Here is an 11,830-nt window from a genome sequence, read left to right as displayed (position 1 = left end):
TTGCTTATTGTTCTCCATCGTCTTCAAAGACAAATTTTTTTACTTTAATTTTTTTTGGTGAATTAAGACTTTCACCTACACCAGTTCCATTTAACCTTTCTCCTATCGACCGTCGCCCACGTTTCGAGTTATAAATACTTCCCAAAGTGAAAAACTCCGAATTCAATTCACCCAATTCTTTTTCCAGTCGCACCTCTTTACGCGTTATAGTTTCCGCGTAATACCCCCAACTAATAAGAACAACAAGGAGAAACCCAATAAAGAACACAAAAGGAAGGTTTTGAACGAAATTATCCTTTGACAAGAACTCTCCATTCATAATCTGCACAAAGCTTCTTCTTGAGCGCGACGATTTTTTAGCAGCTTGCTTTTTCTCTTTCGCTACCTTTTGCGCTTCACGCAACTTTAACTCTTCTTTATCTACAAACTCGTTACTCACCCTTTTACTGCAATTCTCATTTTAGCACTTCTTGCTCTTGGATTTCGCTCTATCTCTTCAGGACTTGGTACAATTGGTTTTTTATTCACTGCAGAGAGCGGTTTTTTAACCACCCCGTACATATCCTTATCTAACTCTCCAGTGAAATTTCCGGCACGAATAAAATTCTTCACTAACCGATCCTCAATCGAATGGTAAGAAATCACTACCAAGCGACCACCCTCTCTTAAAACAGGCACAGTTTGCTGAAGAAAATCTTCTAGGGCCCCCATCTCATCATTCACCTCTATACGTATAGCTTGAAAAACCTGAGCTAAAAATTGTGTTTGCTTATTTCCTTTCACCAAGCCCTTCATTAAATCAACCAACTCTTTAGTTGTCTCAATAGCTTGACCTTTCCTAGTTCGGACAATAGTTTGAACTACTTTATGCGTATTTTTCAAATCTGCATATGAATTAAAAATTCGATACAGTTCTTTTTCGGCATACTTATTCACCACTTCAAAAGCCGTCAATTTTGCATTTTGGTTCATTCGCATATCCAACCGACCTTCTTCGCGGATAGAAAAACCACGATCACCAGCATCAAACTGATGTGACGACACCCCGAGATCCGCAAGTATCGCATCAGCCCCCATAACATCATGAAACTTCATGAAATTAATCATGAACCGAAAATTAGAATTTGCAAAAATCAAACGGTCATCCTCAACTACATTTGCAGCGGCATCATCATCCTGATCGAACGCAACAAGAATTCCATCATCATTCAAGCGATTAAGAATCTCTGAAGAATGTCCTCCACCACCGTAAGTAACATCCACAACAATATCGTCACCCTTTAAATCAAGCGCAGCGATAGATTCTTCAAATAAAACAGGAATATGATATTCGTTATTCGTCATTCGAGTCAATTTCCCCCATAACTTCATCAGCTAAATCAGAGAAATCACCCATGTTTTCATCCAGCACCTGGAAGTACTCTGATTTATCCCACACCTCTATCCGATCGTTGTAGGCCGTTAACATTATTTCTTTTTTCAAACCAATTCGTTCCATCAATGCAGTAGGAATAAGCATTCGCCCGGTTTTATCCAGCGTCAACTGTTTCGCACCTTGATGAAACAAACGATAGAACATTCGATTTTTCGGTTTAAATAAATTGAGTTTTGAAAGCTTTGCACTTACCTTATCCCACTCGTTCATTGGATAAAGCGAAAGACAATTTTCAAATCCCTTATTCATCATAAAAACCTCATTAGCCGAAGGATCCAATTGCTTTCTTAGACCCGCAGGGAAGAGAAACCTTCCTTTCGCATCTAATTTGCATTCATATTCTCCGACTAAACCTGACATTCTATACTTTAAAATGTAAAAATAAATATTAAACTCCCACAAATTACCACTCTAATCAGTTTTGTTGATAACTTTTGTGACTATCGACTATATCTATACTACAATTTTAATCAATAGTTACAATAAAACAAGGGAATATGCACAATTATTTAATAGTGGTAAAAAGTGGGATAAATTTTCAAATTGTGGAAAAGTCAATCATTTTTTTCTTGAATTAAACGCAAAAAAAATGACCCACCATCGATGAGTCACTTCTTAAACAACGCAGTTAAAACTGCACCCCTTTTAGGCTAAAGCCTGCACAATATCTTCCCAGATATCATCAATATGTTCCAGACCAACTGAAATTCTAATTAAACCCGAACTAATTCCAACGACCTGCCTTTGTTCTTCTGTTAATTTCGAATGCGTTGTGCTTGCGGGATGCGTCGCGATTGACCGAGAATCACCAAGATTTGCTGTTAAAGAAATCATCTTAAGTCTATTAAGAAACAGCTTTCCTTTAGACAGCCCCCCGCGCACTTCAAAGGTTAGAATACCGCCACCGCCGTTCATCTGTTTTTGGGCAATTTCAAATTGGGGATGAGAGGGTAAAAACGGATATTTAACCTTCTGCACTTTGGGATGTTGCTCCAACTTTTTCGCAAGTAATAACGCATTTTGATTATGCTTCTCCATTCTAATTGGTAACGTTTCCAAGCTCTTGGATAGCACCCATGCGTTAAAGGGAGAAATTGCAGGACCAGTATGCCTTGCAAACGACTGAATTTCATCCATCAAAACTTTAGAACCAACAACAACCCCTCCCATTACACGACCTTGACCGTCAAAGTATTTGGTTGCAGAATGAATCACCAGATCAGCACCAAACTTGGCTGGCCTTTGATTAATCGGGGTTGCAAAGCAGTTATCCACAATCAATAAAAGTCCATGCTTCTTTGCTAACAATCCCACAGACTCTAAATCAATAATATCCACGCCCGGATTAGTCGGTGTTTCCAAGTAAATTAACTTTGTTTTATCCGTAATTGACTCTTCCCATTTGTCAACCTTGTCAAATTCAACATAATTCGTAATAATTCCCCATTTGGGCAAAATACGTTCAAACAACTGGTGTGTTGAACCAAAAACAGAACGACAAGCCAACACCTCATCACCTTGACAAAGCAATGCTCCAAAAGTCGAAAACACGGCTGCCATTCCCGAAGCTGTCACCCACGAAGCTTCTACACCTTCTAAATCAGCAACTTTATCTCCAAATTCTGTAACATTTGGATTTGCATACCGACTATAAACATACCCTTCTTGCTGACCACTAAATAAATCCGCCATTTGATCCGCATTTTCAAAAGTATAACTTGATGTAAGATACAAAGGCACTGCATGCTCCCTATTCTCTGATCTGTTTAATTGATTTCGAATCAATCTTGTCTCTATTCTTCTCATTTCGTACCAATTAATTCAACAGGGTTATTTCCGTAAAAAGCAATGAACAAATCTGGATTATCCCGATATAACTCATGCGAAATATCACTTCTATTTATCCATCCTACTTTGTACGCGTAGCCAGCAGACTGATACTCTTCTTCTATAGACAAAAAAGAAAACAATGCCAACCTCGATTGATCATTCGCAGACACAAAAACTTTCACTTTAAAATCTTTAGCAAGCCCTAAATGCGTGCTGTTCTTTTTCTTGTATTCATATTGATAATCATATTGCAAAGCAGAAACATCTGATAAAACAGCCGAAGCTGTAGGGAAACTACCAGCACCCTTCCCCGTAAAAACCTGCTTATCCGAAAACAAAGCTTCAAAAGACACACCATTAAACTCATAATTCACATCAAATGAAAAACTAAGTTCATCTACAAAAACAGGAGCTACAAAAGCGACTACCTCGTCTTCTACCCGGCGTCCATAAGAAAGCAATCGCAACCTCAACCCTCGCTCCTTAGCAAACGAAACATCTGCTTGCTTCACATGACGCACCCCAATATTCAGCACTTCTTTCGGCTGAGAAAGAATACCAAAGGTATGCAACAGTAAAATTTGGAGTTTATATTTACTATCGAAACCATCAATATCCAATGTTGGATCAGATTCGGCAAAGCCGGCATTTTGAGCATCAGTAAGAATTTCATCAAACGATTTTAACTCCTTTGATATGCGAGTCAGAATATAATTGCTCGTACCATTACAAATTCCCTCTATAGCCGTTAAACTATCATTATTGTAATATTCTTCCAGGTTTCTTATCACAGGAATACTTCCACAAACGGCCGCTTCATATAAAAATGACACATTAAATTCTGCGCTAAGCTTCAATAACTCCTCCAAATGCTCTGCAATTAATTTTTTATTCGCAGAAACCACATTCTTCCCTCGACGAAAAGCCGTCTTAACGATTTCGAAAGCAGCATCCGCATCATCAATCAACTCAACAACTAAATTTATCTCAGGATCATCTAAAATCACATTAGGATCGTAAGAAAAATTGTCCGCCGACAATTCACGTTGTTTATTTTTATTTTTCACGACAATTTTTTCAATTGAAGCACTTAATAAACTACTTTGATTTAAGACCTTATATAACCCGGTTCCGACACAGCCAAAACCAAAAAGACCTATTTTTAAATTATTTGACATTTGTTCTTTTTTTTAAAGTTGTTGGCTTAAACTTTTTAAAGCCATTAAATAAATATTCGTGTATTAAAAAATTCAGTTGTTCATACTCTATGAGAAAAGCATCGTGACCATGAATAGACTTTATCACCCCAAACTCTGCATTGGGAATACAGTTTGCTATTAGTTGTTGCTCCTCAATTGGAAAAAGCAAATCCGTATCAACACCAATTACTAACGTCTTACAAGTGATTCGACCTAAAACTTCTTCTATACCCCCTCTATCTCGAGCCACATTATGACTATCCATGGCTTTGGTGAGTATGAAGTAAGCATTTGGATGAAAACGTTCTACAAATTTTTCCCCGAGATAATTAAGATAAGTCACTGCTTTAAAAGACTCTAATTCCGAATCAACATCCTTTTGTCTGAGTTGAAAATCTTGATAAGAACGATAAGAGATCATCGCCATTGACCGAGCTGCTTTTAACCCTGCTTTTCCTCCATTGACTAAGCCAAAAGTTGAATCCGCCTTTAAGGCCAGTCTTTGCACTTCATTGAAGCCACGACCAAAAGAAGAATGGACAGCATTCGTTGCAATTAATATAAGTTGCTCAATCCTATCGCTTTCAATGCAAGCCCATTCCAGTGCTTGCTGCCCACCAATTGACCCACCAATTAGTATCGAGATGCGTTCAACACCTAATTCATCTGCCAATATTTTATGAAAACGAACAATATCCCTTATAGTTATAGAAGGAAATTCATTGGGACAATCATAATCTTGAGGACCTGTTGAACCATAACAAGAACCTAAAATATTTGCTGATATTACACGATATTCTTTAGGATCAAACAATTGTCCACACCCAAACAAACCAGACCACCATTCAAAAACATTTGCATCACCAGTTAAAGCATGACAGACCCAAACCACTTTAGCTCCCGATTCAGGACCGGTATCGCGATAAGCTATTCGAACATTTTCAATCTTCTGCCCTGATTCGAGCTCAACATTTTTTTCAACTGTAAAATACTGATTCATAATAATTTAAATAAAACAAGCTAATTCCCACACCACGGAAAGTGGCTAGGTTAAACGATTTCCAGAAAGGAAAGATGGATTAATGCATACAACAGCAAGTCATACAACAACAATGTTGATGATTTGATAATTTTGACTTACTTAACTGTTGTTTAAATTTTGATGTTGTCATTTCTGCAATTCATTTATATATCTCTAAAGGAACATCCTTTAGAAGCAGGAATTGGCACCTTTTCACTTACCGTAAATGGTTGCCAGAGGGTCATAGAGCCTGTCTCTCACCTCTTCTTTATAAATCAATTACAATCACAAGAACTGCAACCGACAATGCAAAGTTAAGTTAGAATTATTTTAAAAACCTAAGAAAATTAAAGAAAAATTTATTAAAACACCTTAACGGTCTTAAAAGCAAACGTTTAAAACCGAAACAATTCTCTTTAATATGGGAGAATAATACTTAAAGTATCCGTTGTATATGCACCGAAAAATCCAAGGGCATCATTTGAGATATTAGAAGGAGGGTTAGCAGGCGATACCGATATTGGACCTGAAGACAGAGCGTTAGCCAATCCGTACATATAATTGTAATTTGCTTTATCCATCGAGATCATTTCGACTAAAACGGTGTCACCATTTTTGGCTTCAGAACCAAAAAATTGTGCTTCAAAATACGAACCATTAATAAACAAATCGTTTCCAAGATAATAACCTGAATTCATCTTCCCATTTCTAAAAATTCGCATCCAATAATAATTTGCTTCATCAGGTTTATCCACTGAATGAAACGAAATTAGATTTAGGGTATCCTCTTCAGGCACACCGAATTGACCAGATATACGTAAAAACGACAATGAATCTATACTCGGCTTACTTTTAGCAGCACAAACCGCTTCATACTTCTGACCATCAGCTAAAACATCCAACCTGTAGAGCTGCCCTGGAACAACTAGAAACCCATCATTAGCATAGTATCCATCTTCGACATGATCAAAGCTAAATAAGGTCCCATCTCCATCATAAATTTTAACGGTAGCATCATCAATTGTACTAAAATCCTCTTCTTGATAAACCGTACCTGATCGGGAAATAAGCACATAACTACTATCAGGAACATCCTTAAGCACCGCCTCAATAACAACCCGTTGATCAGCCTCATTTAAAGGCAAATCAATCACTTTTTCACATGCTAAAAGCCCTGCAAAAGCCACCACTAAAAGGACCTTTAACTTCCCCATTTATTAGGGCATTACAATTGACATAGTATCAACGACAAAAGCACCAAAATAACCAATTCCTTCACTTAAATTTGTTACCGGATTAGCAGGAGCAGGTGCAAAAGGACCTCCACCAGCAAGTGTACTAGCCAGCGTCGTTAAATAAAGGTGCGTTGGTTTATCTATAGAACTCAATTCAATTAAAACAGTATCCCTTGGTCCAACTGAAGACCCAAAAATAGGAGCCTGAACTGGCTGACCGTTTCCGAGCTGATCATCACCTAAATAAAAGAACTCATCTTCTTCACCATTCACCCAAGCACGAATGCGGTAATAATTGGTTTCGGCTCCATTGTCAGTATAGTGATAAAAAACAAGGTAAGTTGTATCTGATCCAGCTCCACCAAATCCGCCACCGGTAGTTTCAAGGTAAGAAAGTGAATCTAATACAGGCTTTGTTAAACTAGTACTATTCGCAACCACAGATAAATCTTCAGCTACGACATTTAATTCATATTGATTATTCTCGGTTACTACAAAACCTTCAGCGCGATAAGTTCCGGGTTCTCCATCATCTTCTGAGAAGGTGTAAACGACACCGTCTTTATCCGTAATTGTGACATTTGCTGTTGAAATCTTCTCAAAACCACTATCATCATATACAGATCCAGATTTTGAAATCTTCACATAACTTTCCCCCTCAACACTTCGAGCAACAGCCTCCACGACCAATTCACGATCACTTTCGTTTAAAGGTACTTCAATTACTTTTTCACAAGCCATAAAAACAAATACCCCCAGACTTAAAGTCAAAAATTTAATTCCTGTTTTCATACTAAAATTTAAAATTATAACTAATTGAAGGAATGAACCTGAATAGTGCTAACTGAACCGCTTCTGTCTTTCCAGTTTCTTCATTTTCTCTAAAAGTAATTGAAAAAGCATTTTGTCTTCCATAGGCGTTATACACTGAAAAGTTCCAGCTGGATTGAAATCTTTTTTCCACCTTTTTCTCTTCTCCTGTTTCAACGTCTTTGATTACTTTATATTTCTCGTTCTCGAGCGTAACACCTAAATCTAAACGATGATAATCCGGCATTCTGTAACCATTTCGCTCCGTATACAAAGGCACAACTTGATCACCGATTTGATATTTACCACTAGGAAAAGTAACAGCGTTACCCGTATAATATACCCAAGTAGCGGAAGCCGTTAATCGTTCGGTAAAATTATACATTCCCACAATTGAGATATCATGCAAACGATCCTGGCGAGCAGAGAACCAGTCTCCGTTATTAATTTCATCAAACTTACGTTCCGTTCTGGACAAGGTATAAGAAACCCAGCCCGTAAATTTTCCTCTTCGCTTTTTAAGCAAAAGTTCCACTCCATAAGCACGACCAACCCCAAATAAAAGTTCCCCTTCAACAGTAGGATTCAATGTAACCTCTGCCCCATCACGGTAATCGATTACATTTTGCATATCTTTATAATAGATTTCTCCAGAAAATTCGAGTAAATTATCCATGAAATTCCTGAAATAACCAATCGACCCTTGATTTGCAATTTGCGGCTTCACATTTACACTTGATGGCACCCAAACATCCGTCGGTAGTGAAGAAGTTGAATTTGATATGAGATGTAAAAATTGATATGTACGACTGAATGAACCTTTTATAGAACTCTTTTCATCCAAGCTAAAATTAGCACTTGCACGAGGTGACCATCCGTGGTATGAAGAGGCCACTTCGAAATCACCAAATGTTGTTGTATCCACGACATCGCCTGCACCGTTATAGGAATAGACATCACCGGGTCCGATTTGAGTAAAATTAGAATAACGGAACCCATACACCACATTCCATCGCTTACCTATTTTTTGCTCATTTGAAATATAGGCAGCTGACTCTATTGAGTAGCGCTCTTGGATATCATTTAAAACAAAATCAATATCACTTCCAGTATCAATTTCACCTGGTCTAAAAGTATGGTGTATCACGTTACCTCCAAAACTTAGAGTATTGTTCGAATTAATATAAAAATCGAAATCCTTTTTGAGGTTAAAATCCTGAATTTCAGATCCGATTTCAAATGTTTCATTCTCGCTTCCAAATTTTATTTTGTAGTTATAATTACTCACAATAAAGGAGGTATTCCCAAATAACCGATCACTGTACAGATGATTCCATCGTACCGTTCCAGTTACATTCCCCCAATCAAATCCAAACTGATCATCAAATCCAAATTTATCTCGTCCGAAATAGCCAGAAATAAAAATCCGATCTTTTTTACCGATTCGATAATTCGCTTTTGCATTTAAATCGTAGAAATAAAGTGTCGAATTTTTTGCTCGTTCATCTTTTGAAAAAGCTAAAAACAAATCTGCATACGTTCTTCTACCAGAGACAATGAACGAACCTTTATCTTTTACTATTGGTGCTTCTAGTGTTAGTTTCGACGAAATTAGACCTAATCCACCACTCACACCTAATCGTTTTGCATTTCCATCTTTCATTTTAATGTCCATTACAGAAGATAAGCGACCTCCAAACTCCGCTGGTGCCGTTCCTTTATACAGCTTAACATCCTTTAGTGCATCCGAATTAAAAACGGAGAAAAAACCAAGTAAATGAGAAGCATTATAAACAGGTGCTTCATCCAATAAAACGAGGTTTTGATCTGCTGATCCACCACGCACATAAAAACCTGAATTCCCTTCACCAGCTCCTTTTACTCCCGGTAATAGTTGAATAGTTTTAAGGATGTCTTTTTCCCCAAAAAGGACAGGAATATTATCAACATCTTTAATACTAATTTTGTCGATTCCCATTTCAGCTGATTTGATATTTTCATCGAGCTTTTCACCGGTAACCTCAACAGCATCAAAAACTTTCCCCTCAACCTCTAGCTCAAGGTCATACGTTTTATCATCGTTCATTTCTAGTTTCACGGTTTGAGACTGAAATCCTAATGATTTAAAAGTAAAAGTGTAGGTTCCTTTTGGAACTGAGAGGGAATAAAAACCATACGTATTCGTAATTGCTCCCACACCAGGCAATTCAGCAACTTCAATTCTACCGCCAATAATATCCTCTCCTGACTCGCCATCCTTTAGTGTTCCGCTTAGCGTTACATCCTGTCCAAAAGCGAACATGGAGAAAACCACCAATAATGTTAAAAGATTTATTTTTTTCATTTCGTTTATCATTAATCACCTAGGTAACAGTTTTAGGCCGCACAAAGTTGTAAAATTTAATAAAAAGAACGTCAATAAATCTACAAAGTGCTCAATTTCATCAATAAACGGCAAATATCAACAATTGGCATTAAAAAGTTCTTAAATAGCTGTAGGAATAGATAAAAGTTTCAATCTTCTTGACAAAAGCCATTCATTTGTTGATTATAAAACTTCAATCAAATAACATTTAATAGCTTTGTACCATGAAAATGATCTTACGATATTCTTATCTTTTTTGGGCTGTTTATATTGTCCTGGTTAGTTATTTTTTGTCGTTATCTGGAGATTTTAACACAATATTTCTACGTGTTTTACTGTTCATTCTGCCTCAAGCAGCTTTATTTTATTTCAACTTACTTTATTTATTTCCAAAGTATTTAGAGCAAGAAAAGAAACGAACATTTTTCATTAGCTTAATTATTGTTGTATTAACCATTGTACTCATCTTTGGATCGATTGATTACTATGCCATAAAACACCTTCCGTTAAAGTACGAACGCATCCACGAACATCCTGTGTTTTTTATTTTTGTTGGAAGATTAATGTCTTTAGTCCCCCCTATTTTAATCGGCGCATTAATACGTAAATCCATTCTCCTACAACGAAAAACAGAAGAAAGTTTAGAACTCCAAAATAAGATGTTAGCTGCTGAAACAAAAGCCTTAAAAGCACAAATTAATCCTCATTTCTTATTCAATACTTTAAACAATATTTATTCTTTATCTCAATTTAACAGCCAAAAAACTGGCGATGCCATTTTGCAATTGTCTGATATTTTGAGATATGTTACTTATGAAGGGAATCAAAAAATGGTGAATTTAAATGCTGAATTGGAGCACATCAACAGTTTTATTAAACTACAACTATTGCGTGACGACGACCACAGCAACATTTCCTATGAAACTGATATCCAACAGAATAACTTTAAAATCGCCCCACTTATTCTTATACCTTTTATTGAAAACTGTTTTAAACACGGAAACCACCATGACAAAACCAACGGATGGATCCAGATCAGCATCAAAACCGAAGGCAACATTTTGACTTTAATCGCTGCAAACAGCACAAGTAATGAAATTCAAAACAAGGATAAGGTAGGAGGCGTAGGAATGGAAAATGTAAGAAGAAGATTATCCTTATTATATCCGAGTAATCATTCGTTGACTTTAACGATGGACAAATTTAAATATCAAGTCAAATTAACTATAAATTTAGACCATGAGATGCATAATTATTGATGACGAACAGTTGGCAAGAAATTTAGTAGAAAGCTATGTCGCAAAAATTCCATTTCTGGAATTAGCAGGATCTTACAAAAGTGGAATTGACGCATTAAAACCACTAGAGGAAGAGGTAATAGACTTGGTAATTACAGATATACAAATGCCCGATTTATTAGGGACAGATTTAATTAAATCGCTCCCTATTAAACCATTGATCGTATTTACAACAGCGTATCAAGATTACGCCATTGAAGGGTTTGAACTAGAGGCAGTTGACTACTTGTTAAAGCCATTTGGGTTTGACCGATTTTTAAAGTCGATGCACAAGGCAAAGGAACTTTTTGAAATGCGTCACAAACAAGAAACACCTGAATTTAAAAATAACTACCTTACTGTTAAGGCCGATCACAAGCTTTATAAAATTCATTACGCGGACATTAAATACATAGAAGGAATGCGTGAATACGTTTCATTCCATGTCCCTACAGGTAGGATAACCGCTTTAATGTCGTTAAAATCATTGGAAAGCAAACTACCGAGTTCTACTTTCATTCGTTGCCACAAGTCATTTATTGTAAACGCAAACATGGTTAACGCTTTAGAATCAGGCAACTTATTAATAGGAGACAAGCATATTCCTATTGGCCAATCCTACAAAGAAAAGGTGATAGCATCAATTTTTTAAACTCCA

General features: G+C 36.8%; 11 protein-coding genes and 1 riboswitch. Of the genes, 2 read left to right on the top strand and 9 right to left on the bottom strand.

Going from position 1 to position 11,830, the window contains the following annotated elements:
* Nucleotides 1-4 precede the first annotated feature (4 nt).
* The 9 genes from A8143_RS05270 to A8143_RS05230 all read right to left on the bottom strand — a co-directional run bounded on the left by A8143_RS05270 (nucleotide 5) and on the right by A8143_RS05230 (nucleotide 9,874).
* On the bottom strand, nucleotides 5-439 hold the full coding sequence (locus tag A8143_RS05270) for an FtsL-like putative cell division protein (protein WP_070137763.1): 435 nt from the start codon (nucleotides 437-439) through the stop codon (nucleotides 5-7).
* The gene (rsmH, locus tag A8143_RS05265; RefSeq protein ID WP_070137762.1) at nucleotides 436-1,344 is read right to left on the bottom strand and encodes a 16S rRNA (cytosine(1402)-N(4))-methyltransferase RsmH; all 909 of its coding nucleotides are present in this window, start codon (nucleotides 1,342-1,344) and stop codon (nucleotides 436-438) included. The genes A8143_RS05270 and rsmH overlap by 4 nt, the downstream gene beginning before the upstream one ends.
* Nucleotides 1,334-1,795, bottom strand: a complete 462-nt coding sequence (gene mraZ / locus A8143_RS05260) for a division/cell wall cluster transcriptional repressor MraZ (RefSeq protein ID WP_070137761.1) — start codon at nucleotides 1,793-1,795, stop codon at nucleotides 1,334-1,336. The genes rsmH and mraZ overlap by 11 nt, the downstream gene beginning before the upstream one ends.
* 285 nt (nucleotides 1,796-2,080) lie before the next feature.
* Nucleotides 2,081-3,241 (bottom strand): trans-sulfuration enzyme family protein, encoded by a 1,161-nt coding sequence (locus A8143_RS05255; protein WP_070137760.1) that lies wholly within the window; start codon nucleotides 3,239-3,241, stop codon nucleotides 2,081-2,083.
* Nucleotides 3,238-4,443, bottom strand: coding sequence for a homoserine dehydrogenase (locus A8143_RS05250; protein WP_070137759.1), 1,206 nt, complete (start codon nucleotides 4,441-4,443; stop codon nucleotides 3,238-3,240). The genes A8143_RS05255 and A8143_RS05250 overlap by 4 nt, the downstream gene beginning before the upstream one ends.
* A complete protein-coding gene (locus A8143_RS05245) occupies nucleotides 4,433-5,464 on the bottom strand; it encodes a homoserine O-acetyltransferase family protein (RefSeq protein WP_070137758.1) in 1,032 nt (343 codons plus the stop codon). The genes A8143_RS05250 and A8143_RS05245 overlap by 11 nt, the downstream gene beginning before the upstream one ends.
* A 182-nt stretch (nucleotides 5,465-5,646) precedes the next feature.
* A riboswitch (SAM riboswitch) is annotated at nucleotides 5,647-5,762 on the bottom strand.
* Nucleotides 5,763-5,901: 139 nt separating this feature from the next.
* Nucleotides 5,902-6,699 carry a DUF4249 domain-containing protein gene (locus A8143_RS05240; RefSeq protein ID WP_070137757.1) on the bottom strand — a complete coding sequence of 266 codons (798 nt, stop codon included), beginning with the start codon at nucleotides 6,697-6,699 and terminating at the stop codon, nucleotides 5,902-5,904.
* Between the two features lie 3 nt (nucleotides 6,700-6,702).
* The gene (locus A8143_RS05235) at nucleotides 6,703-7,512 is read right to left on the bottom strand and encodes a DUF4249 domain-containing protein (protein WP_070137756.1); all 810 of its coding nucleotides are present in this window, start codon (nucleotides 7,510-7,512) and stop codon (nucleotides 6,703-6,705) included.
* Nucleotide 7,513: 1 nt separating this feature from the next.
* A complete protein-coding gene (locus A8143_RS05230) occupies nucleotides 7,514-9,874 on the bottom strand; it encodes a TonB-dependent receptor (protein ID WP_070137828.1) in 2,361 nt (786 codons plus the stop codon).
* A 245-nt stretch (nucleotides 9,875-10,119) separates the two neighbouring features.
* Between A8143_RS05230 and A8143_RS05225 the strand changes: the two genes are divergently transcribed.
* Both A8143_RS05225 and A8143_RS05220 read left to right on the top strand, forming a co-directional pair.
* Nucleotides 10,120-11,154, top strand: a complete 1,035-nt coding sequence (locus A8143_RS05225; protein WP_070137755.1) for a sensor histidine kinase — start codon at nucleotides 10,120-10,122, stop codon at nucleotides 11,152-11,154.
* The gene (locus A8143_RS05220; RefSeq protein ID WP_070137754.1) at nucleotides 11,135-11,824 is read left to right on the top strand and encodes a LytR/AlgR family response regulator transcription factor; all 690 of its coding nucleotides are present in this window, start codon (nucleotides 11,135-11,137) and stop codon (nucleotides 11,822-11,824) included. The genes A8143_RS05225 and A8143_RS05220 overlap by 20 nt, the downstream gene beginning before the upstream one ends.
* Nucleotides 11,825-11,830: the final 6 nt, after the last annotated feature.

Origin of the sequence: Crocinitomix algicola (genome assembly GCF_001661595.2) — a bacterium.
In the GTDB taxonomy this organism is placed as follows: domain Bacteria; phylum Bacteroidota; class Bacteroidia; order Flavobacteriales_D; family Crocinitomicaceae; genus Crocinitomix; species Crocinitomix algicola.
This window is presented reverse-complemented; position numbering and strand designations above follow the sequence as displayed.